Genomic DNA, 23539 nt, shown 5'->3' with positions numbered 1-23539 from the left:
GAAACCTGCTCCTCGTGTGGGGAACGCCACGCGATCGGTCTGACCGATCGGTCAGCTCCTGACCGATCGGTCAGGCATGCTGGAGCGCGGAGGTGCACCGGTGATGGCACGGGCGATACCCGAAACACACGACGAGATCCTGGCGGCGGCGGCGCGACGATTCGCGGCGAACGGCTACCGGGGCACGTCCCTGCAGGACATCGCCCGTGAGGTCGGCTGTTCCAAGGCGGCGGTGCTCTACCACTTCGCCAACAAGGAGGCCATCCTCACCGAGCTGATGGGTCCCGCCATCGCGGTGTTCCAGGCGCTCGGCGACCGGATCGCGCGGGCCACCGATCCGGCGGACGCGCAGCGGGTCGCCGCCGAGGGCTTCGTCGACCTCGCGGTGCGGTTCCGGCGCGAGATCGCCGTGCTCCGCGGCGAACTGCCGGAGCTGCTCGAACATCCCGCCTTCGCGCACCTCCAGCGCATCTCCGAGCGGCTGATCGACGCGCTCGCCGGGCACCCGGAGCGCCCCTCGGCCCGGATCGCCGCCCTCGTCCTGCTCGCCGGCATCTCCGAGGCGTGCGGGGAATTCCTCGACATCGACGACGACGTGCTCCGCCCGGCGCTGCTCGCCCTGGTCACGCGCGGGCTCGAACCCGCCGGCTGACCGGTACGCCCGCCCACCCCATTCACGACGCCCGTCCCACCCACCCACACGGAGGACAAGAACCCATGGCGACCCTGCTCTACCGGCTCGGCCGAGGCTCGTTACGCCGACGGCGCCTCGTAGCGGTGATCTGGCTCGTCGTACTCGTCGGGCTCGGTCTGGCCGCCGCGACGCTGCGCGGTGAGACGGCGAGCAACTTCACGATGCCCGGCACCGAGTCACAGCGGGCCCAGGACCTGCTCGCCGAGCAGTTCCCGGCGGCGAGCGGCGCGACCGGCACCATCGCGGTCAAGGCGCCGGAGGCCGGCCAGCTCGGCGCACCGGCCGGCCAGGCGGTGGTGCGGGACCTGGCCCGGGAGGCGGCGACGCTGCCCGGCGTGGTCGGCGCCGTCGACCCGTTCCAGGTCGGCGCGGTCTCACCCGACGGCCGGTACGCGCTGGTGCAGGTCCAGTTCGCCGAGGGAGCCGACCAGGTGACCGAGGAGCAGCGCGCCGCGTACGAGAAGGTCGGCGCGCGGGCCGAGGCGCAGGGCTGGCAGGTCGCCCCGGGCGGCGAGGTGCTCAACACCGAGCCGGAGGTCGGCTCGACCGAGGCCCTCGGCGTCGCGGTGGCCCTGGTCGTCCTGGTGGTCACGTTCGGCTCGCTGGTGGCGGCCGGAATGACCATGCTCAACGCGCTGATCGGCGTCGGCGTCGGCATGGCCGGCCTGTTCGCGCTCAGCGACGTGGTGGAGCTGACCAGCACCGCGCCGATCCTCGCGCTGATGCTCGGCCTGGCCGTCGGCATCGACTACTCGCTCTTCATCACCTCGCGCTACCGGCAGAACCTGCTCGACGGCCTGCCGGCGGACGAGGCGGTCGGCCGAGCGGTCGGCACCGCCGGCTCGGCGGTGGTCTTCGCCGGTGCCACCGTGGTCATCGCGCTCGCCGGTCTCGCCGTGGTCGACATCCCGTTCCTCACGGTGATGGGTCTGGCCGCCGCCGGCACGGTCACCGTGGCGGTGCTGGTCGCGATCACCCTCCTCCCGGCGCTGCTCGGCTTCATCGGTGTCCGTGCGCTGCCGCGCAAGCTCCGGCGCGCGGTGTCCGACCGCGCCACCACGGTGGACGCGCCGGTCGCGGGGGCTGCCCCGGCCGAGGACCGCTCCGGCTTCGGCTTCCGCTGGGCGCGGGCGGTCACCCGCTTCCGGCTGCCGGTCATCCTGGTCGGGCTGCTCGGTCTGGGCCTGCTCGCGCTGCCCACACCGGACATGCGGCTGGCCCTGCCGGACGCCGGCACCGCGCCGGTCGGCTCTCCCGCCCGGGAGTCCAACGACCTGATCAGCGAGGGCTTCGGTCCCGGCTTCACCGGCCGGCTCGCGGTGGTGGTCGCGGGTGACACGCCGCAGGCCACCGCCAGCGCCGTCCCGCAGGTGACCGCGCTGGTGCAGCGCACGGAGAACGTCCTCGCGGTCGCGCCCGCGCAGTTCAGCCCGGACGGGAAGACCGCGCTGCTTCCAGTGGTGCCGAAGACCGGCCCGACCGACGAGGCCACCGAAACCCTGGTCAACGACGTCCGCGACGCCGTCGCCGGGATCCAGGACACCGACGTGCTGCTGACCGGCGTCACCGCGATCGGGATCGACGTGTCGAAGAAGCTGTCCGACGCGCTCCCCGTCTACCTGCTGCTGGTGGTGGGCCTGTCGGTGCTGCTGCTGATGCTGGTGTTCCGGTCGCTGCTGGTGCCGGTCAAGGCCGCGCTGGGCTTCCTGCTCACCGTCGCGGCGACCTTCGGCATCACGGTGGCCGTGTTCCAGCAGGGCAATCTGGCCGACCTGGTCGGCCTGGACACCCCGGGCCCGCTGATCAGCTTCCTGCCGATCCTGCTGATCGGCATCCTGTTCGGTCTGGCCATGGACTACGAGGTCTTCCTCGTCTCCCGGATGCGGGAGGACTTCGTGCACGGCGACACCGCCCAGCAGGCCACCATCAACGGGATGGGGCACGGCGCCCGGGTGGTCACCGCCGCCGCGCTGATCATGATCTCGGTCTTCGGTGGCTTCGTCTTCCTGGACGACCCGGTGATCAAGTCGATGGGCTTCGCGCTCGCCGTGGGTGTCGCCATCGACGCCTTCGTGGTCCGGATGACGATCGTGCCGGCGGTGATGTCCCTGCTCGGCAAGCGGGCTTGGTGGCTGCCGCGCTGGCTGGACCGGGCGCTGCCCAACGTGGACATCGAGGGTGAGAGCCTGCGCGCCCACCTCGACGACAAGACCCGGGTGTAAGGAAGGGCCCCCTGTTAACGCCTCGCGTATAGCAGGGGGCCCCTCTTAACCGCGCCGACACCCGACGCGCGGCCGGTCCACGCCGGCCCGTGTCACACACCGGCCGGGTACGTCTCCATCTCCCCCGGCGCCGACAGCGCGGGCAGCGGGTGCACGGCCGTCGCCTCGTCACACCAGATGAACGCGTCGTACCGCTCCCCCAGTCGGGTCGGCACGTAGTTGCCCCACGACTCGAAGGACGGGTCGTACACCACCCCGACCGCGCGGTGGTCCAGGCTGTCGGTGACCCAGCCCGGCTGGTCGGTACCGCCGAACACCAGGACGGCCCGCTCCGGCATCAGCTCGTGCAGCCGGTGCTCCACCGATCCGTCCTTGGCGGGCGGCACCGTCATCGTCTCGGCGGGTGAGCCCCAGCGTCGCGCCGCGATCACCGTGCCCCGGTAGCTGCCGAAGCCGACCAGCACGACCTCCTCGGCGCCGTGCCGCTCACGGGCCAGCTGCCCGATGTTGAGCATGCCGTCGGCGGCCATGTCGGTGGCCTGGGCGTCCCCCACGTGCGTGTTGTGCGCCCAGACGATGCCCCGGGCGTCCGGGCCGTAGCGCTCCAGCAGCCGGTCCAACGTGTCGGCCATGTGGATGTCCCGGATGTTCCACGACTCCGGGCCGCCGCCGATCATCGCGCGGTAGTAGCGCTCCGCGCCGGCCACCACCTCCGCGTTCTGCCAGGCCGAGAAGGCGTCCGGGCCGTCCGCCACGGCGTGCTCCCGGGTACGCGCCAGCAGCCGCACCACCTCGTCCTCGCAGCGGGACGAGACGAAACGGCTCGCCATGCCGTACTCCTCGACCCGCTTGCCGTACGGCTCGAAGCAGCGGTACGCGTCCTGCGCGGCCTCCAGCGACGCCGGGTCCTCCTCGCCGAGGTAGTCGAAGATGGCCTGCATCGACTCCCACAGGCTGTAGACGTCCAGGCCGTGGAAGCCGGCGCGGGCCGCCTCGGGCCGGTCGAGGTTCCACGCCCGCAGCCAGCGGCAGAAGCGGACCACCTCGGCGTTCGCCCACATCCAGGTCGGCCAGCGTTCGAAGCGTTCCAGGGCGGTCTGCGGCTCGGTGGCGCCGCCGGGGGCGGCGACGACCGACCGGTGCAGCCGGTCGCAGTCCGGCCAGTCCCCCTCCACGGCGACGAACGAGAAGCCGCACTCGGCGATCAACCGGCGGGTGAGCTGCTCACGCAGCCGGTAGTAGTCGTGGCTGCCGTGCGACGCCTCACCGATCATCACGATCCGGGCGTCCCGGACACGCTCCAGCAACGGGTCGAAGTCGCTCGGCGCGCCGAGCCGCTGAACCTGCATGCGGGCGGCTACCCGGCGGGTCGCACGGCAAACCGGGCTCGGCGGCGGCATGCCGGCCGGCGCAGCGGGTAGCCGACCGGCATGACCGTCACGGGGGTGCAGTTGCAGGAGTACCTGGCCGGGCTCGACTACCCGGTCTCGCGGGAGGACCTGGTGCGCTGGGGCCAGGAGAACGGGGCCAGCACGGAGATGTTGCAGATGTTGAAGGCGCTCCCGGCCGAGGAGTTCGACTCCTTGGCCGAGCTGAGCGAGGCGATGAACACCCTCGCCTGAGGGTGTTAACAGGGGGCCCCTCCTCGACACCAGACGTTAAGAAGGGGCCCTTCCTTGCACCGTCAGCGGGCGTGCAGCAGGCGGAACAGCACCAACCACTGCTCCGGCCAGACGTGGCCGACCGGCGTGGCGGCGTCGAGCCGGGCCGCGCGCAGGGCCGCGGCCAGGCGGGCCCGCGGATACCGCCGGCCCAACGACGCGGCGAGCGACCCGCCGGCGCCGTCGAAGCCCAGCTCCACCATCCTCCGGTACGCGGGCAGCGCCGCCGGGGACAGCAGGGCCTCCGGCCGCCGCTCGACCCGCAGGATGCCGGCGTCCACCCCGGGCACCGGGCGGAACGCGGTCCGGGGCACCCGCCCCACCAGCCGCCAACCGAACTCCGGCCAGGTCGACACGGTCAGCCGGGTCCACCGCCCGTAGTCGCCGCTGCGCCGGCGCGCGTACTCGGCCTGGGTGAGCAGGGTCGCCGCGCGCAGCCCCGGCGCCGCCAGGCACCAGCGCACCACGGCCGACGTGAGCGACCACGGGATGTTGCCCACCACGTCGAACGGCTCCACCGGCGGCGCGGCCGTCAGGAAGTCCGCCTGTCGGTGCGTCACGTTCGACAGCGTCGCGCAGACCCGGGCCAGTTCCGCCGCGGCCGGCGGGTCCACCTCGTACGCGATCAGGTGCCGGCACCGGGCGGCCAGTGCCCGGGTGAGCTGGCCCCGGCCGGCGCCGACCTCCAGCAGGAGGATGTCCGGATCGGGACGGGCCGCCCGGACCAGCCGTGCGATCGCGGCCGGGTCGGCGAGGAAGTTCTGGGACAGCACGCGACGGGACCGGTCGCGCTCGGTACGGGTTCGGCGGGTTGCCACGGGACGTCGTCCTGTCTGTCGCCGTACGGCGACGGAACGGACAGGCGGCTCCGGCGTGCGCCCGGCAGGGCGTTTCAGCGCGCACGGGCACGGTGGAGTGGGGCCTGTCCGATTGATGGGGACTCGGACGGCCCTGGGCTGTGACGCGATGACAGTGCCGCGGCCGGCGCGCCGCCCCCGAGCAGGTCACCCGGGCGGGGCGCCACGGCACCCGGTCAGGATGCCGGGCGGACGAGGATCAGTCGCGGGTCGCGCCGGCCAGGGCCGGACGCCGGACTCGCGGACGGGCCTGCAACAGCGGCCCGAGACAGGCCGGCGTACCGACCGCCTCGATCAGTGCGTACGCGAACATACCCGCGACCCTAACTCCCCCACCCACTCCCCCAAACCGATTTCCACCCACCCACCCACCCACCCATCCCTCGCGATCTTGCACTTCTGGTCGCCGTTTCGCGTGCTGTGCCGGAAAAGCGGCGACACAAGTGCAAGATCGCGGCGTCGAGGGGTGGGGCGGAGCGGGGTCAGGCGGGTACGTCGATGGTGCGGGACTCGGCGCGGGCCTGTTCGGCGGCGGCGAGGATGCCGACCACCTCGCGGCCGAAGCGCACGTCGCAGCGGTGGTCCCGGGTCCCCGACGCGATCTCCTCCACCAGCTGGTCGATCGCCACCCGGAAGGCGTCGGCCGCGGCACCCTCCCCGGCCGGTACGGTCTCGATCCCGTTCTCGCCGTAGAACGTGAAGTCCCGGGTGACCGCCTCGACCGGGGCGTCCAGGGTCAGCGAGGCGCTGCTGGTGGCGCCCCCGTCGTGGGTGAGCAGCAGGTGGACGATTCCGCTGGGACCGTCCATCGCGGCGACCCGGGTCACCCGGCCCAGCACCGGCAGGATCACCGAGAGCGCGTGCGGGCCGATGTCCCACAGGGCACCGTGCTCCCGGCGCCACGTCGAACCGCCGTACGGGTTGCCCGGCTGGTAGATCGAGGCGAAGAACGTCGCGCGGGCGTGCTGCCAGCCGCCGGCCGCGGCGGTGGCCGCGAGGAACGTGGTCACGTCGGCGTGGAAGCGCTGGGTGAAGAAGACCACCGAGGCGACGTCGGCGGCGCCCGCCGCGGCGACCACGCGATCGGCGTCGGCGACGGTCAGGGCCAGGGGCTTGTCCAGCAGCAGGTGCCGCCCGGCGGTGGCCGCCCGGACCGCGATGTCGGCCTGCACGTCCGGTGGGAGGGCCACCGCGACGGCGTCGCACGCGTCGATCAGGGCGTCGACGTCGTCGTACGCCGGCACGCCGTACCGGTCCGCCAGCACCTCCGCCTTCGCCCTGTCCCGCCCCCACACGCCGACCAGCTCGGCCCCGGGATGCGCGTCCAGCCCCGCGCCGTGCGTCTCCATCGCCCAGTGCCCGGTACCGAACAACCCGAACCGCACCACTTTCGAACCCCCACCCGTCGTCGCAGCACTGGACCGGTCGGCGGTCCCCCGGGTCACGCTATCCGGCCCTCCGACCGTCCGCCGCGACACCACCGGTCCTGCCCGGCTCCGGATCGGACCGGAGGCGGGCGGTGCGGGACCGGCGGTGGCCGGGTGTACTACGCGGATTAGTAGAGTGTGCCGGTGACCGAAGCGAGCGCCGGACGGCGTCGATGACCAGCGCGGCAGCGGCCGGCTCCCCGGTGGACGGGCTCCTCGCGACCCTCTCGATCGTGCTGTCGCTCCTCGTCGCGGCATGGGCGCTGGTGGCGACGCTGCGGCATCGCGCGCCCGACCGGGCGCAGTTCGCCGGACTGCTGGCGCTGGAGCTGGCCCTGCTCGGCCTCGCGGTGCTGGCCCTGATCGCCCTCGGCGGCGGGGAGCGACCCGGCGAGCCGGGGGCGTTCTTCGGGTACCTGGTGACGCTGGTCTGTCTGCCGCCACTGGCGTGGGTGCTGGCCCGGATGGAACCCACCCGCTGGGGTTCCGCGATCGTCTGCGCGGTCTGCCTGGTGACGCCGGTGGTCGTGGTACGCCTCCAGCAGACCTGGGAGGTGCTCGGTGGCTGAGCGGGTGGGCGCACCCGAGCGCGGGCGCACCAACGCCGGCCCCGGGCGGCTGCTGATCGCGGTCTACATCCTGTTCGCCATCGCCGCGACCTCCCGCGCCGGCCTCCAGATCGCGACGAAGTTCGACGAGGCGCCCGTCGCGTACACCCTCTCGGCGCTGGCGGCGCTGATCTACGTCGTGGCGGCCGTGGGCCTGGCCCGCGCGGGCGCCGCCGGCCGGCGCGTCGCGCTCGCCTGCTGCACGGTGGAACTGGTCGGCGTCGTCGGCGTCGGGCTCCTCAGCCTGCTCGACCCGGACCTGTTCCCGGACGAGACGGTGTGGTCCGGCTTCGGCAGCGGCTACGGCTACATCCCGCTGGTCCTGCCGATCCTCGGCCTGCTCTGGCTCCACCGCACCCGCACCCGCACCTGACCCACCCAGCCACCGCCGATCCCGCAGGGGCCTTCTTTCACGGAAAGAGTGGCCTCGGGACGCGGAATGGTCACTCTTTCCGCGAAAGAGTGGCCACCCCCGGCGGGGCGCGGAAGGCGCCGCGCGGTCAGTCCTTGGGGCCGCCGGCCACGTAGATGACCTGGCCGGAGACGAAGGACGCGCCCTCGCTGGCCAGGAACGAGATGGTGTGGGCGACGTCCTCCGGGCGGCCGGGACGCCGGACCGGGATCTCGGCGGCGGCGTGCTGCTGGAGCGCCTCGAAGTCCACCTTCATCCGGGCGGCGGTGGCGGCCGTCATGTCGGTGACGATGAAGCCCGGGGCGACCGCGTTGACGGTGACCCCGAACGGGCCCAGCTCGATGGCGAGGGTCTTGGTGAAGCCCTGCAGGCCGGCCTTCGCGGCGGAGTAGTTGGCCTGGCCCCGGTTGCCCAGCGCCGAGGTGCTGGAGAGGTTGACGATCCGGCCCCACTTCCGCTCGACCATGTGCTTCTGGGCGGCCTGGCTGAACAGGAACGCGCCGCGCAGGTGCACGCCCATGACCGTGTCCCAGTCGCCGTCGGTCATCTTGAACAGCAGGTTGTCCCGGAGGACCCCGGCGTTGTTGATCAGGACGGTCGGTCCGCCCAGCTCGGCGGCCACCCGCTCCACGGCGGCCTCGACCTGCGTCCGGTCGGAGACGTCGGCGCCCACGCCGAGTGCCCGGCCGCCGGCGGCGGCGATGGCGTCCACCGTCTCCTTGGTCGCCGACTCCTCGATGTCGACCACGGCGACGGCCAGGCCGTCGGCGGCCAGTCGCCGGGCGGTGGCCGCCCCGATGCCCCGCGCGGCCCCGGTGACGATGGCGACCCGCTGCTCCTCCGACATGCCTACCTCCCGGTAACTTGGGCTGGATCGCCACACCCTAACCCACGCACCGGCCGCCATCGATCGTCAGCAGGCGGGACCCCGGCAGAGGCGGATCCAGCGGTAGCCGTAGCCGGCGACCCTGACCCGGTCGAACTTGCCGATGTCGTCGTAGTTCCGGTCGCTGAGCACGTCGATCGGGTGGTCCGCCTCGGACTCCAGCGTGCTGAGGTCCACCTCCGCGTCGGAGGTGCCGAGGTTGTGCACGAAGACCATCGTCCCGGTCGGACCGTCGGCGCGGTGCGCCAGCACCCCCGGCGGCATGGGCACGTCGATGTGGGTGGTGGAGCCGGAGCCCACCTCCGGAGCCTCGCGGAGCGTCCGGATCATGCGCTCGAACCAGGCGAGCAGGGACTTCGGGTCGCGCCGCTGCTCGGTGACGTTGACCTTCTCGTAGCTGAAGTCACCCTTGTCGATCACCGGGCGGACCAGCTTCTCCGGGTCGGCCGTGGAGAAGCCGGCGTTCGGCTGGAACGACCACTGCATCGGCGTACGGATCGCCTCCCGCCCGGGCAGCGACAGGTCCTCCCCCATCCCGATCTCCTCGCCGTAACGCAGCACCGGCGTGCCGCGCAGCGAGAACTGGAGGGCGTACGCCAGCTCGATGCGGCGCCGGTCGTTGCCCAGCATCGGGGCGAGCCGGCGGCGGATGCCCCGGTCGTAGATGCGCATGTCCTCGTCGGGCCCGAACTGCGCGTACACCTGGTTGCGCTGCTCGGCGGTGAGCCTCGACAGGTCGATCTCGTCGTGGTTACGCAGGAAGGTGGCCCACTGGCCGCCCTCGGGCAGAGCCGGGGTGTCCCGCAGCGCCTCGATGACCGGCTCCGGGTCCTGCCGGGCCAGGGCCAGCATCAGCCGCCCGTTGAGCATGAAGTCGAAGAGCATGTGCACCCGGTTGGCCGAGCCGCCGCTGTCGCCGAAGAAGGTCGGCAGCTGGTCCGGCTCGACGTTCGCCTCGGCCAGCAGGACGGCGTCGCCCCGCCGCCACTGCACGTGCTGGCGCAGCTCGGTGAGGAACTCGAAGTCCTTCGGCGAGTTGGGGTTGCCCGGCTCGGTCTGCTCGATGATGAACGGCACCGCGTCCATCCGGAAACCGGAGACACCGAGCTGGAGCCAGAACGACATGATCTTCTTGACCTCGGCGCGGACCGCCGGGTTGCTCATGTTCAGGTCCGGCTGGAACGTGTAGAACCGGTGGTAGAACCACGACTTGGCGGTGCGGTCGTAGGTCCAGGTCTCGTGCTGCTCCCCGGGGAAGACCATGCCCTGGTAGCGGTCGTCCGGCTCGTGGTCGGACCAGACGTACCAGTCCCGGTACGGCGAGTCCGGCGACGATCGGGCGGACTGGAACCACGGGTGCTGGTCGGACGTGTGGTTCACGACCAGGTCGATGATCACCCGGATGCCCCGGTTCTGGGCCTGGTGCAGCAGCTCGGCGAAGTCCCCGAGGGTGCCGAAGCGCGGGTCGACGTTGTAGAAGTCCGTCGCGTCGTACCCGTCGTCCTTGTTCGGCGAGGGATGGATCGGATGCAGCCACAGGCACGTCACCCCGAGCCGGGCCAGGTAGTCCAGCCGGCCGATGAGGCCACGGATGTCACCGACCCCGTCGCCGTCGGAGTCCGCGAACGTGTCGATGTCGAGGCAGTAGACGACAGCCTCGGAGTACCACCTGTCAGCCATACCTGTCTGATGTCTCCAATCGCCACCTGCGGCAAACGCGAGCGGCGGTACGGTCGCGGGCATGGACGCACGGCGGGTCGACTGGGCCGAGGGCGAGTGGTGGAACAGGCCGGTACGGGTCGAGGGCGCGTCCGACGGCGGGCTGGTGGTGGAGCCGGGCGAGAACACCGACCTGTGGCGGCACACCTCGTACGGCTTCGTGCACGACGACGCCCCGGCGCTGCTCGCGCCGCTGCCCCCCGGCGCGGCGGCGGAGGTCAGCTTCCTGCTCGACTACGGCGCGCAGTTCGACCAGGCCGGCGTCCTCGTCCGGGTGGACTCCGACACATGGGTCAAGGCCGGCGTGGAGGTCAGTGACGGCCAGCCGCAGCTCGGCGCGGTGGTCACGCGACAGGTCTCGGACTGGTCGGTCGCCCCCGTGCCGGAGTGGGCGGGGCGGGAGGTCACCGTCCGGGTGAGCCGGGCCGGTGACGCGCTGACCGTACGGGCCCGGGTCGGGAGCGGCTCGTGGCGGCTGGTCCGGCTCGCGCCGCTCGCCCCGGAGGCGGTGGCGGCGGCCGGACCGTACTGCTGTTCGCCGAGCCGCGCGGGTCTGCGGGTGACGTTCACCGGCTGGCACCACGGCCCGGCCGACACCCTGCTGCACCCGGAGGGCTGAGCGCGCGGTCCCGCGTGGCCGTCACCACCCGGCGGTGTAAGTGGTGCGGGCCCGGGTACCACTGTCCGATCCCCCCGGCCGCCCACGGAAGGACAACCATGGCAGTCGCGCAGGACGTGGACCCGTCCCAGTTCAGCGGGCTGACCGGTTGGGTGGCCGACGTCATCGACGCGATGGGTGCGCTCGGCGTGGCGTTGCTGGTCGCCCTGGAGAACGTCGTCCCGCCCATTCCCAGCGAGATCGTGCTGGCGATGGCGGGCTACCTGTCCTCCGCGGGCCGGTTCAACGTGGTGCTGATCGTGCTCGCCGCGACGGCCGGCTCGCTGGGCGGTGCACTGCTGCTCTACTGGCTCGGCGCCGGGCTGGGCGAGGACCGGCTGAAGCGGTGGCTGGACCGGCTGCCCCTGGTGGACACCGACGACCTGGAGAAGGCGGACCGCTGGTTCGAGCGGCACGGCCGCTGGGCGGTGCTCTTCGGCCGGCTGGTGCCGGTGGTGCGCAGCCTGGTCTCCGTACCGGCCGGGGCGAACCGGATGCCGATGGGTGAGTTCGTCCTCTTCACCACGCTGGGCAGCGGCGTGTGGAACACGGTGATCGTCGGTCTGGGCTACGCGCTCGGCACCCGCTGGAAGGACGTGGACCGCTACAGCAGCTGGTTCAACTACGCGATCTTTGCGCTCTTCGCGATCATGATCGCCAGCTGGGCGGTGAAGAAGGTGCGGCGCCGCCGGGCGCGGCGCGACCGCGAGACGGTCTCCGCCGGGGGCTGACGGGCCGCGCACCCACCCCGGGGGTACGCGGCCCGACGCGCCCGGTCAGGGCAGGGTGTCCAGGTGCGGTGCGACGGTACGCGCGAAGCCGTTGCCGTTGCTGATGTCCCAGTTCACCGACCAGGTCATCGCGCCCCGGAGGCCGGGGTAGGTGCGCGGCGGGCGGAAGCTGCCGCAGTTGGTGCCCCGGGTCAGGCAGTCCAGGGCGGCGTTGACCACGCTGGGCGCGACGATGCCGCCGCCGGCCGCCCCGGGGCCGGCCGGCAGGCCGAGCCCGACCTGGTCGGGACGCAGCCCCGCCTCCAGCTGGATGCAGGCCAGCGCGACGATGAAGTTCACCGTCCCCTGGTTGTACGCGGCGTTCTGGTCGCAGCCGAGCATCGCCCCGGAGTTGTAGAACTGGGTGTTGACGACGGTGAGGATGTCCTTGATGTCCAGCGCCAGCTTGAAGTAGCTGGTGGTCGGGTTCTGCATGTCGATGGTCTGCGGGGCCATGGCGATGATCAGGCCGGAGCCGACCTTCGCCCGTAGCGCGCGCAGGGCCTGTGCCATGTACGTCGGGTTCAGGCCGTTCTCCAGGTCGATGTCGACACCGTCGAACCCGTACCGCTGGATCAGCGCGTACACGGAGTTGCTGAAGGCCGTCGCGGACGCCGCGTCGTTGACGGCGACCCGGCCGGTCTCCCCGCCGACCGAGATGATGACCTTCTTGCCCCGGCTCTGGAGGGTGCGGACGTCGGCGGAGAAGTCCGCGTCGGAGTAGCCGCCGAGGGCGGTGGACAGTCCCGGGTCGACGGCGAAGGTGACCGCACCCGGGGTGGCGGTGGCGTCGGCGAACGCCACGGCGACCACGTCGTACTCGGCCGGGGTGTCCCGCAGCCGCAGTTCGACGGCCGGGTTGTCGAAGTTGTGCCAGTAGCCGGTGAGGATGTGCTTCGGAAGGCCGGTGGTCGGTGGCGGCGTGGTGGGCGGTGGGGTCGTCGGCGGCGGGGTGGTCGGTGGGGCCGTGGTCGGCGGCGCGGTGGTGGGCGGCGCCGTGCTGGGCGGTGGCGTGGTCGGCGTGGTGCCACCGCCGCAGGCCGCCCCGTTGAGCCGGCAGTTCAGCGGGGAGCCGGATCCACTGGCGATGAAGCCGAAGGAGACCGAGGCGCCCGGCGCGACCGTGCCGTTCCACGACCGGTTGGTGAAGGTGTGTCGCTGCCCGGACGAGGTCAGCAGCGCGTCCCAGTAGGTCCCCATCGTGGTGCCGGCGGGCAGGTCGAACGCGAGGCTCCAGCCGTTGATCGTGCTGGTGCCGCCGTTGGTGATGGTGTACTTCCCCTCCCACCCGCTGCCCCAGTCGGAGGTCTTGACGAAGGTCGCGCTCGGGCCGGCCGCGTACGCCGGCATCGCCACCCAGGCCGCCCCGAGGGCGGCGGTCACCACGGTGACCAGGGAAAGGACAAGGGATCTGGAACGCTTCATACGACCCTCCACACCGGGACGTCATCCACGGACGTCTACGTTCCACTTATTATTAAGACTGTTAACTGTTGTGTCCAGCGCTGCGCGGGCGAGTGTTAGGAAGGGCCCCCTCTACAACGCGAGGCGTTAAGAGGGGGCCCTTCCTTACGCCTCAGCGGCGGAAGGTGAACCAGTTGACGTTGACGAAGTCGTTCGGCTGTCCACTGGAGAAGGTCAGGTAGACCGTCCGCCGGCCGGTCGGACCCGTGACGTTGCCGGGCACCGAACGCCAGCTCTGCCAACCACCGGTGTTCGCGAGGGCGAAGCTGCCGATCGGCGGGCTGGTGGGACTGTCCAGCCGCACCTCCACCAGACCACTGACGCCGCCGGCCGCGCCCGAGGCCACCCGGGCGACGAAGTCCCGCGGCGGCGTGGCACCGAACTCGACGTTGTCGAAGCGCACCCAGTCACCGTTGCGCAGGGCACCGATGTTCTGCCCGCCCTCGGCGCACGCCTCGACCAGCACCCCGTTCTGGGCGTTGAACGACTCGGCCTGGATCGTCGCGTACGCGTCCCGCACGCCGCCCGGCGGCGGGGTCGTCGGCGGCGGGGTCGTCGGCGGCGGGTTGGTGCCGCCGCCCCGGTTGTAGACGGCGACGTAGTCGACCAGCATCGGTCGGCCCGGCACGGTCGCCGCCGTGGGCGTGGCGCCGCCGGCGACCCCGTTCGGGAACGCCCCGCCCATGGCCACGTTGAGCAGGAGGAAGTAGCCGGCGTGGTTGGTCATCTGCGACCAGTACGGCTCGCCGATCCGGGACTGGCTCACCGTGTGGTAGAGCTGCCCGTCGACGTACCACCGCAGTTGCTGGGGGCTGATCGAGGCGTCCCACTCGAAGCGGTAGGTGTGGAACGCCGACTGGCAGGTGCTGCCGGGACAGGCCCGGGACGCGCCGATGCCGTTGAACTCGTCGCACGGGCCGCCGGGGGCGACACCACAGTGCAGCACCCCCCAGACCGAGTTGATCCCGTTGACGTTCTCCATCACGTCGAACTCGCCGATGCCCGGCCAGTTCTGGTAGTTGCCCCGGTACGGCGCGCCGAGCGCCCAGAAGGCGGGCCAATAGCCGGACGCCTCGGCGCCGGTGACGTTGGGCATCTGGATCCGGCCCTCGATCGCCAGCACACCGCCGGCCGCCGGCTTGAAGTTGCTGCGAACGGTCTCGATCCGGGCGGACGTCCACCGGCCCGAGCCGTCGCGCAGCGGCGTGATCCGCAGGTTGCCGCCTCCGTCGTGGCTGACGTTGGCCGTGCTGGCGGTGTAGGTCTGGATCTCACCCGTGCCCCAGTTGGGCGGGCCACCGGGGTAGCTGGTGCCGGTGTCGATGATCCAGTTGGCTGCGGACGGCAGCGTGCCGGCCGCGCCGGTGAAGTCGTCGCTCCACACGAGACTCCAGCCGGGGGCCGGTGCCGGTACAGCGGCGTCGGCGGTCGCGGTGACCCCGGCCAGGGCGGTGGTGGTGGCGGTGAGCAGGGCGAACGCCAGCGCGAGCCGGCGTCGGGCAGGTGGGGCGGCGGATGCCGCCGGTGCGGTTGGCATGGACGTGCCTCTCTGCGGGGACGGTTCGAGAGAGCGCTCTCTCAGAGTTGTACGTGCCGTCCTCACAGTTGTCAACGTCGATGTGGCTCCGCACCCCCGGGCGTCACCAGCGGGCGGCGCAGCACCAGCTGCTCCACCGCCGACCAGGCGGTCGTGGTGACCAGGTAGATCACCGCCGCCAGCGGCAGCACCAGCGCGATCAGCACGGTCACGTACGGCAGCAGAGGCAGCAACCGACCGAGGGCCGCCGCACCCGGCCCCTCGATCGGCGTACCGGCCACCGTCCCGGTCGCGGCCGCCGCACGCCGCATCCGCCGCGACGTCCACCAGGCCAGGGCGAGCAGCACCGACAGCAGCACCCCGAACAGCGCCACCACCGGCACGCTCAGACCGTCGGTGAGGTGGTGGCCCAGCGCCACCCCGGCCAGTCGCTCGTCGAGCAGCCCCGTGCCGCCCTCCGCGGTGGTGAAGAGCCGGTACAGCACCAGCAGGACCGGTGCCTGCACCAGCAGGGGAAGGCAGCCGGCCACCGGGTTCGCGCCGGCGGAGCGGTAGAGGGCGAAGAGTTCCGACTGGAGGCGGGCCGGGTCGTCCGCGTACCGCCGCTGGAGCTCGGCCACCTCGGGGGCGAGCGCCGCGCGGCGCCGCTCCCCGCGTGCCTGCGCGACGGCGAGCGGTGCGATGAGCAACCGCACGGCCACGGTGAGGACGACGATCGCGGCGGCGGTGGACCCGCCACCGGCAACCGGTGCCAGCAGGTCGGTGAGCCAGGAGAGCGCGGCGCCCGCGGCGCCGACGGCGTCGTGCAGTGGTGCGAAGGCGAGCATGGTGAACCCCTCGGTCCGATTCCGAAAGCGCCTCGGCGACGACACTCGTCGCGGGCGCGGACGACGGCGGGATCGGCCGCGCGCGGTGCTACGCGGCCGAGGGGTGCACCCCGGGTGCTCGCGGGCGGGGCCGGCCGGGCGCGTCCGGGTCGACCTGGCGGGGCACCCGGCGACGCCGGACCCACGCGCGCAACCCGCTCGCGCGTCGTCCCGCACGGGGGGCGACGGCGGCGGCCAGGTGGACCGCGAGCAGAGCGGCGACCAGCACCAGCGCCGCGCCCGCAAGGAGATCGGCCGGGCGGTCCGCGAACGCGATCAGCTGGGCGAGCGTCCCCGCCCACAACCCCAGCAGCAACCCCGGTACGACCGGCACGGGTCCAGGCTAGGCGGCGCTGTCACGTCACACGCCGTGATCCCGACACGCCGACACCGCGTTTTCCCGCGCCGCCACGGTGGGTAACCACCGGACGCCCGGAGCGGACGGACCGCGGCCGGCGGAGAAACGGACGGTGATGGCGATGACCGGCCAGGTGGCGGAGGCGCCGCGTACGGGAGACCGGCGGACCGACCTGCTGACCGTGGGGGTCGAGGAGGAGTTCCTGCTCGTCGACCCGCACACCGGCACCGCGGTGCCCGCCGTCGACCTCGTCATGGAGCAGGTGCCGGCCGAGCTGCGCGGGCAGGTGGAGCGCGAGTTCCAGACCAGTCAGATCGAGATCGGCAGCCCGCCGGGGCTGGAGCTCAGCTCGATCCGGCACTCCCTCGGGGTGCTGCGCGCCGCCCTGGCCGACGCCGCCGAGCGGGCCGGCGTACGCCTGCTCGCCATCGGCACCGGCCCGGTCGAGGGCCCGGTGCCACCGGTCGTCGACAAGCCCCGCTTCGACCGCATGATCGAGCGCTTCCGGCTGCTGGTGCCCGGCCCCGGCAACAACGGCATGCACGTGCACGTCGGGGTGCCCGACCCGGAGCTCGGCGTGCAGGTGCTCAACCACGTCCGGCCGTGGCTGCCGGTGCTGCACGCGGTCACCACCAACTCCCCCTTCGCCGCCGGCGTGGACACCGGCTACGCGAGCTGGCGGTCGGTGGAGTGGGAACGGTGGCCGTCGGTGGCGCCGACCCCCTTCCTGGAGTCGCACGAACACTACGAGCGGCTGATCCGGCAGCTCATCGCCAGCGGGGTGATGCTGGACGAGGGAATGCTCTACTGGTACGCCCGGCTGTCGGCGAAGTACCCGACAGTGGAGATCCGCATCGGCGACGTCTGCCCGTCGGTGGACGACGCGGTGCTGGTGGCCGCCCTGGTTCGCGGCATGGTGGCCACCGCGATGGACGACATCTCCGCCGGCCGACCGGCCGTCCGCACCGACCACCACCTGCTGGTCGCCGCGCACTGGCGGGCGGCGCACGACGGACTGGAGGGCGACGGCGTCGACCTCACCGACGGGGAGCTGCGGCCGGCGTGGGACCTGCTCGGCCAGCTCGTCGAGCGGCTCTCCCCCGCGCTGGAGCGGCACGGCGATCTCGCCGAGGTGACCGACCTGCTCGGCGGACTGCGTCGCCACGGCAGCGGGGCCGCGCGGCAGCGCGCCGTCTTCGCGCGTACCAACCGGCTGGTCGACGTCGTCGCGGACGTGGCGCGACAGACCCGGGGCTGACCTCGCCATGACAGGATGGCGCTTGTGGCGCAACGACTGATCGTCATCGGCGGCGACGCCGCCGGCATGGCGGCGGCGTCCCAGGCCCGACGCCGACGCGACAAGCGGGACCTGGAGATCGTCGCGTTCGAGCGGGGGCACTTCACGTCCTACTCGGCGTGCGGCATCCCGTACTGGGTCAGCGGCCTGGTGTCCGACCGGGACCAGCTCGTCGCCCGTGACCCGGAGACCTTCCGGACCGACTTCGACATCGACGTACGCCTGCGGCACGAGGTCACCGCCATCGACCTCGACCGGCGCGAGGTCGTCGCCCAGGACCTGGAGGGCGGCGGCGAGGTCCGCGAGCGGTTCGACACCCTGATGTACGCCACCGGCGCCAACCCGATCAAGCCGGACTGGGCCCACACCGACGCGAACGGCGTCTTCGGCATGCAGACCCTCGACGACGGGGCGGCGCTGATCGACTGGCTGGAGGCCGACCCGCAGCCCCGGCGGGCGGTGGTGGTCGGCGGCGGCTACATCGGCGTGGAGATTGCAGAGGCGCTCATCCAACGCGGGCTCGGCGTCACCCTGGTCGAGCAGGCCGAGCAGCCCATGTCCACGGTGGACCCGGACATGGCCGAGCTGGTCGTCGAGGCGATGCGCGGCCTGGGCATCACCGTCCGCGCCGGCCTCACGGTGACCGGCCTGGAGGAGCGGGACGGCCGGGTGTCCGCCGTGGTCACCGCCGAGGGGCCCATCCCGGCCGACGTGGTCGTCCTCGGCCTGGGCGTACGCCCCAACGTCGCGCTCGCGAAGGCCGCCGGCCTGCCCATCGGCCCGAGTGGCGCGGTCCGGGTCGACCGCCGCATGCGGGTGCCCGGCGTCGAGGACGTCTGGGCGGCCGGCGACTGCGTGGAGTCCCTGCACCGGGTCAGCGGCATGCCGGTCCACATCCCCCTGGGTACGCACGCCAACAAGCAGGGCCGCGTCGCCGGCATCAACATCGGCGGCGGCTACGCCACCTTCGCCGGGGTGATCGGCACCGCGGTGACCAAGGTGTGCGAGCTGGAGGTCGGTCGTACGGGCCTGCGCGAGCGGGACGCCAAAGCCGCCGGGTTCGACTTCGTCTCGGTGATCACCAGGTCGACCAACCGCGCGGGCTACTACCCCGGCGCACGTTTCATGACCGTCAAGCTGATCGCCGAGAAGCCCAGCGGCCGACTGCTCGGAGCACAGATCGTCGGCTGGTCGGAGGCGGCCAAGCGGATCGACACCCTGGCCGTGGCGCTCTGGAACGGCATGACGGTGGACGACATGACCGCCCTCGACCTCGGCTACGCCCCGCCGTACGCCCCGGTCTGGGACCCGGTGCTCATCGCCGCCCGCAAGGCGGTCGACGCGCTCGGCGCCACCAGCCGCTGAGCACCGGTCCCACCGCGGCGGGACCGGTGCTGCGCGGTCAGCGGCAGCGCCACCGCACCGGCACCTGGACCATGTCGTCCCGGGGTCGCTCGATGTGTGTCCCGGCCAGCATCCGTCCGTCGTCGCTGATCGCCGTCACCGCTGGATCGCGCTGATCCCGGCCCTCGTCCGGCTCGGGCAACTCCACCGTGCCCGCCTCGGTGAGCAGCGCCCACCGCGCCGCGCCCACCAGGTTGTCGAGCGGCACGACCGCCCAGCGACCGTTGGCCACGCCGGTCTGGGGATTCGTCGGCCCGGGCAGCGGCACGAACTCGGCGGTCCGCAGATCGAGGCGCATGACCGAGGTCTCCATGCTCCCGGGCACCGCACGGCGCACCGTGCCGACCACCGAGCCCTCCCGGACCGCCGCCGGCCAGAAGGCACTCGCCCGCCCCTGCGGGGTCATGGGCAACGGCAGGAACTCCCCCGTCCCGTCCGGCCGCCACAGGTAGCCCCGGTAGGTGCTCGGCGCGAACCCGTCGCTCACCGTCCCGACCATCGTGCCGTCCTCGTCCAGCCCGGTGACCTCCCCGGACCAGCCGGGGCCCGGCAGCGGCAGGTCCTCTGGCGCGCTGGACGGCGAGCGCCACCGCACCGGAACCGGTATCGCCTGGCCGTCGCGAACCGAGTAACGCTCACCCGCCACCGTGCCGGCGTCGTTGATCAGTTTCGCCTGCACCTCCGTGCCCGGCAGACGCTCCACCCGGCCGTCCCGGTAGACGTACGGGACGGCATCGACACCGCCGATCGCCGTGCCCGCGGAGTTGACGGCCTGCAGGTAGCCGCCCTTCAACGTGTCGGGCAGGTCGACGACCCGGTCGCCGTCCCAAAGCACGGCGACCCGGCCCGAGCCCGCCCGCCACGCCGCGCCGACCAGGTACCGGCCGCCCGGGTCCGCCCCGAGAACCGACACGCTGGTGGTGCCGGGCGGCATGGGCAGGGTGGACACCTCGCACGACGTCGGCGGCGTGACCGCGGCGGGCGCCGGCGGCTCCCGGCGGGAGTCGAGCACCACCGGCACCGCACCTGCCACCGCCAGGGTCGTCACCGCCGCCGCGCCGGCCACCGTCCACCGTCGGTTGCGGCGACGACGCCGGCCGTCACGTACCGCCCGGCCCAGGTCCACACGGGTGTTCCTCGGTGGCGCGGCGTCCAGGTCCCGCAGCAGCACACCGAACCGGTCCTCGTCGAACGTCATCGCAGCGGTACTCCCCTCGTCTCGGTGGCCGCCGGCTCGGCGAGGAGTCGGCGCATGGCGGCCAGCCCGTGTGCGGTCTGGCTCTTGACGGTCCCGGTGGAGCAGCCCAGGGTCCGGGCCACCTCGTCGACCGGCAGGTCGTGCACGAAACGCAGCACCAGAACGGCGCGCTGCCGGGGTGGGACCCGACGCAGCGCCGCACGGAGCACCGTCCGGTCCTCGACGCCCCGGTCCTCACCGGCCCGGACGTCCGGCGGCGCGGCGGACAGACGCACCCGCCACCAGCCCTTCCGCCGGCCGTCCAGGAACAGCCGCACCACGACGGTGCGGACGTACGCGTCGACGTGCTCCGCCCGGGACACCCGGGACCACCGCTGGTAGAGCCGTGTAGCCGCCTCCTGGACCAGGTCGTCGGCCTGGTCGACGTCACCGCACAGGGCGTACGCCAACCGGTGCAGCGCCGGTAGGCGTGCGCCGACGTACTCCAGGTACTCGTGGTCCGCTGCCTCCGGCATCGCCATCCCTTCGTCGCTTCCCCCATCCAGACGGCGCTCACCACGATCCGGTTGTACGTGGAGCCCGGAGACGTCCCAGAATGGCGGGATGGGCGGCGAGCTACGGATCCCCGACGGGCTCGGCTGGGTGCGGGGCACACCGCACGGGCAGGGATGGTTAGCCGCGCTGCCTACCCTGCTGGCGGAGTGCGTCGACCAATGGTCCCTGCGGATCGGCCCGCCCTTCGCGTACGCGTTCGCGTCGCTGGCCCTGCCCGCCGAAATGCCCGACGGCACCCCGACGGTGCTCAAGCTGCAGTACCCGGACGCGGACAGCGTGCACGAGGCCACCGCACTCGACCACTGGGCGGGCGACGGAGCGATCCGGCTGCTCGCGAACGATCCCGTCCGGCGGGCGCTGCTGGTTGAGCGATGCGTGCCCGGCTCGCCGCTGCACGAACAGCCGGCCGACGCGGCGTTGGACGTGGTTGTAGGGCTGCTGCCCCGGCTGTGGAAGCCGGCGGACGCCCCGTTCACCCCGCTCGCGGAGGAGGCCGCGGGCTGGCGTGAGCGGTTGCCGGTGAAGTGGGACCGCGCCAACCGCCCGTACGAGCGGCGGCTGCTCGACACCGCGCTCGGGCTGATCGCCGACCTGACCCCCAATCAGGGCGAGCAGGTGCTCGTCAACCAGGACCTGCACGCCGGCAACGTGCTCCGGGCCGCCCGAGAGCCGTGGCTGGTCATCGACCCGAAGCCGCTGACCGGCGAGCGCGAGTTCAGTGTCGTGCCGATGGTCCGGGGGCGGGAGCTGGGTCACTCCCCCGCCGCCGTACGCCGTCGGCTGGACCGGCTCACCGGGGAACTGGGGCTGGACCGGGACCGGGTGCGGGGCTGGACGATCGCGCAGACGCTGGCCTGGAGCATCGACGCGGACAACGTCCTCGCGCACCAAGTCGAGGTGGTCCGCTGGCTGGTGGACGAGGTGTGATCAGCCCCGCTGGCAGGTCGGACACCAGTACAGGTTGCGGCCGGCCAGCGACCCACGGCTGACCTTCGTGCCGCAGACGTGGCAGGGCGCGCCGGGGCGGCGGTAGACGTACACCTCCCCGCCGTGCCGGTCGACCCGTGCCGCCCGGCCCGTCGCCTCGGGCGAGTGGACGTCGCGGACGGTGTCGATCCGACCGCGCTCGACCCCGACGCGCATGAGCGCCACCAGATCGCCCCAGAGGTCCTCCCAGCCGGCCCGGCCGAGCCCGCGGCCGGGCAGCAGGGGCGGAAGGCCCGCCCGGAACAACGCCTCCGTCACGAAGATCAACCCCGTGCCGGCCACCACCGACTGGTCGAGCAGGAGCGCCGCGAGCGGGGTCGGGCTGCGGGAGATCCGCGCGTACGCCCGCTCCGGATCCGCGTCGGCGCGCAACGGGTCCGGTCCGAGCCGCGAGCGCAGCGCCGCCACCTCGGGCGGGGTGAGCAGCTCGCACGCCGTGGGCCCGCGCAGTTCCAGCCAGTGCCGGTCGCTGGTGAGCCGGAGACGCACCTGCCCGACGGGCTCCGGCGGCTCGCCCGCGCCGTCGGCGAACTTCCCGTACAGCCCGAGGTGCACGTGCAGGGTGAGCTCGCCCGCGTAGTGGTGGAGCAGATGCTTCCCGTACGCCTCGGTCGCGTCGAGGACGCTGCCGGTCAGCCGGGCGGCACCCTCGGTGAAGCGGCCCTGCGGGCTGACGGCGTCCACCTTGTCCCCGGCGAACAGCTCGGCGTGGCGGGCCGCCAGGCGGTGGATCGTGTGTCCCTCTGGCACGACGGCAACGGTAGCCCGGCGGAGGCGCCGCTGCCTCCGCCCGCGTCGACCGTCGGCGCGTGATGCGTGTCGCGGAGGTCGCAACGGGGTACCTCGAAGGTGCTACGCGTGGGCGCCACCCGCTGGACGGCCGCCAACGCATTTACCAGGAGGTGTGTTGTGGTCAAGATTCCTTCCCTGTCGCGCCGGACGGAACCGGCGTCGAACGACGATGCGGACGGCCGGACCCACGCCGACACCACCGGCCGGGTCGACCCGCCGGTGGTGACGGACCGAAACGACGAACAGACGACGTACCGCAGCAACGCGGCGAGCACCACGGACGGCCCCGACGCCGAGGCCGAACGACGCGCTGCGCAGCGGGCCGCCGTGGCCCGCGCCGCGACGGGCCGCAACGACGACGAGACCCGGCGTCCGCCGCGGATCACCGGCACGGACGACCCGACGCTGGAGCGGACGGTCGACGGCCGCACCGTCGACCTCGGCCGGGACGCCGCCACGGCCCGCGCCGCCGGGCTGACGCCGGTCACCGACCGGAACGGCGACGCCACCTCGCTGACGGACCGCGACCGGACGGTCGTACCCGCGACGGGCCGGGCGCCGGAGCCGACCGTCGACCGGGACCACGACGGTGTCGACGACCGGACCGAGCGGCCCGCCGCCGGTCCGAAGCCCCGGGCCAGCATGCTCGCCACGCTCGGCCTGATCACCGGCGTCGCGGCCGTGCTCTTCGTGCTCACCGGAACCCTCGCCGGGTACGGCATCGCGCTGGGTGCCCTCGGCGCGGTGCTGGCGGTGCTCGGGTTGCGCGCCACCCGGCGGCGGCACGTCGCGGGCAAGACCGACGCGCTGCTCGGCATCATCGCCGGTCTCGGCGCCGTGGTCCTCGGCGTGCTCGCCATGACCGGCCAGTTCGACTGGCCCACCACCGACGGCGACTGGGTCGCCCGATTCCGGGAGTGGCTTGATTCACAGTTTGTCGATCGCTTCTAGCGGGCACTGTTCGGCTCGCCGGCGGTGCGCCGGCGAGCGCCGGTGGTTCACCGGCGACCAGCCCGACCAGCCTGGTGGTTCACCAGCCGGGCGAACACCCTGTTTCGGGGGCGGCGATGCGCCGCCCCCGAAGTGTTTTCCGCGCCCCGCGCCCCGCGCCCCGCGCCCCGCGCCCCGCGCCCCGCGCCCCGCGCCCCGCGCCCCGCGCCCCGCGCC

23 protein-coding genes are annotated in these 23539 nt (G+C 73.0%); 11 read left to right on the top strand and 12 right to left on the bottom strand.

Translation table 11 applies throughout. The features are described from left to right. Positions 1–103: 103 nt before the first annotated feature. Both ACTMSW_RS30070 and ACTMSW_RS30065 read left to right on the top strand, forming a co-directional pair. Entirely contained in the window at positions 104–652 is a 549-nt protein-coding gene (locus tag ACTMSW_RS30070) for a TetR/AcrR family transcriptional regulator (protein WP_441184159.1), read from the top strand. Between the two features lie 65 nt (positions 653–717). Next, positions 718–2916, top strand: a complete 2199-nt coding sequence (locus ACTMSW_RS30065; RefSeq protein WP_441184158.1) for an MMPL family transporter — start codon at positions 718–720, stop codon at positions 2914–2916. Positions 2917–3008: 92 nt separating this feature from the next. On the opposite strand, the gene ACTMSW_RS30060 is transcribed toward ACTMSW_RS30065, so the two are convergent. Next, on the bottom strand, positions 3009–4265 hold the full coding sequence (locus ACTMSW_RS30060) for an erythromycin esterase family protein (RefSeq protein ID WP_441184157.1): 1257 nt from the start codon (positions 4263–4265) through the stop codon (positions 3009–3011). Between the two features lie 81 nt (positions 4266–4346). Here ACTMSW_RS30060 and ACTMSW_RS30055 point away from each other — a divergent pair, with 81 nt between their 5' ends. Next, on the top strand, positions 4347–4538 hold the full coding sequence (locus ACTMSW_RS30055; RefSeq protein ID WP_441184155.1) for a DUF2795 domain-containing protein: 192 nt from the start codon (positions 4347–4349) through the stop codon (positions 4536–4538). Positions 4539–4600: 62 nt separating this feature from the next. Here ACTMSW_RS30055 and erm read toward each other — a convergent pair whose 3' ends face one another. Together erm and ACTMSW_RS30045 are read right to left on the bottom strand one after the other, a co-directional pair. After that, a complete protein-coding gene (gene erm / locus ACTMSW_RS30050; RefSeq protein ID WP_441184153.1) occupies positions 4601–5395 on the bottom strand; it encodes an ErmE/ErmH/ErmO/ErmR family 23S rRNA (adenine(2058)-N(6))-methyltransferase in 795 nt (264 codons plus the stop codon). A gap of 521 nt (positions 5396–5916) precedes the next feature. Beyond that, entirely contained in the window at positions 5917–6822 is a 906-nt protein-coding gene (locus ACTMSW_RS30045) for a Gfo/Idh/MocA family protein (protein ID WP_441184152.1), read from the bottom strand. A 212-nt stretch (positions 6823–7034) separates the two neighbouring features. On the opposite strand from ACTMSW_RS30045, the gene ACTMSW_RS30040 reads away from it, so the two are divergent. Beyond that, positions 7035–7430 carry a hypothetical protein gene (locus ACTMSW_RS30040; protein ID WP_441184151.1) on the top strand — a complete coding sequence of 132 codons (396 nt, stop codon included), beginning with the start codon at positions 7035–7037 and terminating at the stop codon, positions 7428–7430. Next, positions 7423–7842, top strand: a complete 420-nt coding sequence (locus tag ACTMSW_RS30035) for a hypothetical protein (protein WP_441184149.1) — start codon at positions 7423–7425, stop codon at positions 7840–7842. Before ACTMSW_RS30040 ends, ACTMSW_RS30035 begins: the two co-directional genes overlap by 8 nt. Before the next feature lie 127 nt (positions 7843–7969). Here ACTMSW_RS30035 and fabG read toward each other — a convergent pair whose 3' ends face one another. Together fabG and ACTMSW_RS30025 are read right to left on the bottom strand one after the other, a co-directional pair. After that, positions 7970–8728, bottom strand: a complete 759-nt coding sequence (fabG, locus tag ACTMSW_RS30030) for a 3-oxoacyl-ACP reductase FabG (RefSeq protein ID WP_441184147.1) — start codon at positions 8726–8728, stop codon at positions 7970–7972. Between the two features lie 66 nt (positions 8729–8794). Next, on the bottom strand, positions 8795–10447 hold the full coding sequence (locus tag ACTMSW_RS30025; RefSeq protein ID WP_441184146.1) for an alpha-amylase family protein: 1653 nt from the start codon (positions 10445–10447) through the stop codon (positions 8795–8797). A gap of 61 nt (positions 10448–10508) precedes the next feature. Here ACTMSW_RS30025 and ACTMSW_RS30020 point away from each other — a divergent pair, with 61 nt between their 5' ends. Both ACTMSW_RS30020 and ACTMSW_RS30015 read left to right on the top strand, forming a co-directional pair. Then, positions 10509–11105 carry a DUF1349 domain-containing protein gene (locus ACTMSW_RS30020; RefSeq protein WP_441184145.1) on the top strand — a complete coding sequence of 199 codons (597 nt, stop codon included), beginning with the start codon at positions 10509–10511 and terminating at the stop codon, positions 11103–11105. Positions 11106–11203: 98 nt separating this feature from the next. Beyond that, on the top strand, positions 11204–11875 hold the full coding sequence (locus tag ACTMSW_RS30015) for a DedA family protein (protein ID WP_441184144.1): 672 nt from the start codon (positions 11204–11206) through the stop codon (positions 11873–11875). 45 nt (positions 11876–11920) lie between these two features. Here the strand turns inward: ACTMSW_RS30015 and ACTMSW_RS30010 are convergent, their stop codons facing one another. The 4 genes from ACTMSW_RS30010 to ACTMSW_RS29995 all read right to left on the bottom strand — a co-directional run bounded on the left by ACTMSW_RS30010 (position 11921) and on the right by ACTMSW_RS29995 (position 16115). Next, positions 11921–13339 carry a chitinase gene (locus tag ACTMSW_RS30010; protein ID WP_441184142.1) on the bottom strand — a complete coding sequence of 473 codons (1419 nt, stop codon included), beginning with the start codon at positions 13337–13339 and terminating at the stop codon, positions 11921–11923. Between the two features lie 151 nt (positions 13340–13490). Further along, a complete protein-coding gene (locus ACTMSW_RS30005; protein WP_441184141.1) occupies positions 13491–14915 on the bottom strand; it encodes a carbohydrate-binding protein in 1425 nt (474 codons plus the stop codon). Positions 14916–14986: 71 nt separating this feature from the next. Then, positions 14987–15742: a YidC/Oxa1 family membrane protein insertase gene (locus ACTMSW_RS30000; RefSeq protein ID WP_441184140.1), complete on the bottom strand. Its 756-nt coding sequence runs from the start codon at positions 15740–15742 to the stop codon at positions 14987–14989. A gap of 88 nt (positions 15743–15830) precedes the next feature. Continuing rightward, positions 15831–16115, bottom strand: a complete 285-nt coding sequence (locus ACTMSW_RS29995; RefSeq protein WP_441184139.1) for a DUF6412 domain-containing protein — start codon at positions 16113–16115, stop codon at positions 15831–15833. Between the two features lie 145 nt (positions 16116–16260). Here ACTMSW_RS29995 and ACTMSW_RS29990 point away from each other — a divergent pair, with 145 nt between their 5' ends. Then, on the top strand, positions 16261–17397 hold the full coding sequence (locus ACTMSW_RS29990) for a carboxylate-amine ligase (protein ID WP_441184137.1): 1137 nt from the start codon (positions 16261–16263) through the stop codon (positions 17395–17397). 24 nt (positions 17398–17421) lie between these two features. Beyond that, the gene (locus ACTMSW_RS29985; protein ID WP_441184136.1) at positions 17422–18801 is read left to right on the top strand and encodes an FAD-dependent oxidoreductase; all 1380 of its coding nucleotides are present in this window, start codon (positions 17422–17424) and stop codon (positions 18799–18801) included. A gap of 37 nt (positions 18802–18838) precedes the next feature. Here the strand turns inward: ACTMSW_RS29985 and ACTMSW_RS29980 are convergent, their stop codons facing one another. Together ACTMSW_RS29980 and ACTMSW_RS29975 are read right to left on the bottom strand one after the other, a co-directional pair. Next, on the bottom strand, positions 18839–20038 hold the full coding sequence (locus tag ACTMSW_RS29980; RefSeq protein WP_441184135.1) for a hypothetical protein: 1200 nt from the start codon (positions 20036–20038) through the stop codon (positions 18839–18841). Beyond that, a complete protein-coding gene (locus ACTMSW_RS29975) occupies positions 20035–20553 on the bottom strand; it encodes a SigE family RNA polymerase sigma factor (RefSeq protein ID WP_441184134.1) in 519 nt (172 codons plus the stop codon). Before ACTMSW_RS29975 ends, ACTMSW_RS29980 begins: the two co-directional genes overlap by 4 nt. A gap of 88 nt (positions 20554–20641) precedes the next feature. Here ACTMSW_RS29975 and ACTMSW_RS29970 point away from each other — a divergent pair, with 88 nt between their 5' ends. After that, the gene (locus ACTMSW_RS29970) at positions 20642–21520 is read left to right on the top strand and encodes an aminoglycoside phosphotransferase family protein (protein WP_441184132.1); all 879 of its coding nucleotides are present in this window, start codon (positions 20642–20644) and stop codon (positions 21518–21520) included. On the opposite strand, the gene ACTMSW_RS29965 is transcribed toward ACTMSW_RS29970, so the two are convergent. After that, a complete protein-coding gene (locus ACTMSW_RS29965) occupies positions 21521–22330 on the bottom strand; it encodes an Fpg/Nei family DNA glycosylase (protein WP_441184131.1) in 810 nt (269 codons plus the stop codon). 159 nt (positions 22331–22489) lie between these two features. Here ACTMSW_RS29965 and ACTMSW_RS29960 point away from each other — a divergent pair, with 159 nt between their 5' ends. Then, entirely contained in the window at positions 22490–23323 is an 834-nt protein-coding gene (locus ACTMSW_RS29960; protein WP_441184129.1) for a thrombospondin, read from the top strand. The last annotated feature ends 216 nt before the right edge of the window (positions 23324–23539 follow it).

The sequence above is a fragment of the Micromonospora sp. BQ11 genome (assembly GCF_052068135.1).
Lineage (GTDB): Bacteria > Actinomycetota > Actinomycetes > Mycobacteriales > Micromonosporaceae > Micromonospora.
Note: the sequence above shows the minus strand (reverse complement) of the source record. Positions and strands in the feature narration are given on the sequence as shown.

Coding starts and splice junctions, on each gene's coding strand:
- ACTMSW_RS30040 (WP_441184151.1), top strand. CDS start 7,035: ATGACCAGCGCGGCAGCGGCCGGCTCCCCGGTGGACGGGCTCCTCGCG.
- ACTMSW_RS29980 (WP_441184135.1), bottom strand. CDS start 20,038: ATGACGTTCGACGAGGACCGGTTCGGTGTGCTGCTGCGGGACCTGGAC.
- ACTMSW_RS30025 (WP_441184146.1), bottom strand. CDS start 10,447: ATGGCTGACAGGTGGTACTCCGAGGCTGTCGTCTACTGCCTCGACATC.
- ACTMSW_RS30005 (WP_441184141.1), bottom strand. CDS start 14,915: ATGCCAACCGCACCGGCGGCATCCGCCGCCCCACCTGCCCGACGCCGG.
- ACTMSW_RS30070 (WP_441184159.1), top strand. CDS start 104: ATGGCACGGGCGATACCCGAAACACACGACGAGATCCTGGCGGCGGCG.
- ACTMSW_RS29990 (WP_441184137.1), top strand. CDS start 16,261: ATGACCGGCCAGGTGGCGGAGGCGCCGCGTACGGGAGACCGGCGGACC.
- ACTMSW_RS30055 (WP_441184155.1), top strand. CDS start 4,347: ATGACCGTCACGGGGGTGCAGTTGCAGGAGTACCTGGCCGGGCTCGAC.
- ACTMSW_RS30015 (WP_441184144.1), top strand. CDS start 11,204: ATGGCAGTCGCGCAGGACGTGGACCCGTCCCAGTTCAGCGGGCTGACC.
- ACTMSW_RS30060 (WP_441184157.1), bottom strand. CDS start 4,265: ATGCAGGTTCAGCGGCTCGGCGCGCCGAGCGACTTCGACCCGTTGCTG.
- ACTMSW_RS29970 (WP_441184132.1), top strand. CDS start 20,642: ATGGGCGGCGAGCTACGGATCCCCGACGGGCTCGGCTGGGTGCGGGGC.
- ACTMSW_RS30020 (WP_441184145.1), top strand. CDS start 10,509: ATGGACGCACGGCGGGTCGACTGGGCCGAGGGCGAGTGGTGGAACAGG.
- ACTMSW_RS30065 (WP_441184158.1), top strand. CDS start 718: ATGGCGACCCTGCTCTACCGGCTCGGCCGAGGCTCGTTACGCCGACGG.
- ACTMSW_RS30000 (WP_441184140.1), bottom strand. CDS start 15,742: ATGCTCGCCTTCGCACCACTGCACGACGCCGTCGGCGCCGCGGGCGCC.
- ACTMSW_RS29975 (WP_441184134.1), bottom strand. CDS start 20,553: ATGCCGGAGGCAGCGGACCACGAGTACCTGGAGTACGTCGGCGCACGC.
- fabG (WP_441184147.1), bottom strand. CDS start 8,728: ATGTCGGAGGAGCAGCGGGTCGCCATCGTCACCGGGGCCGCGCGGGGC.
- ACTMSW_RS30010 (WP_441184142.1), bottom strand. CDS start 13,339: ATGAAGCGTTCCAGATCCCTTGTCCTTTCCCTGGTCACCGTGGTGACC.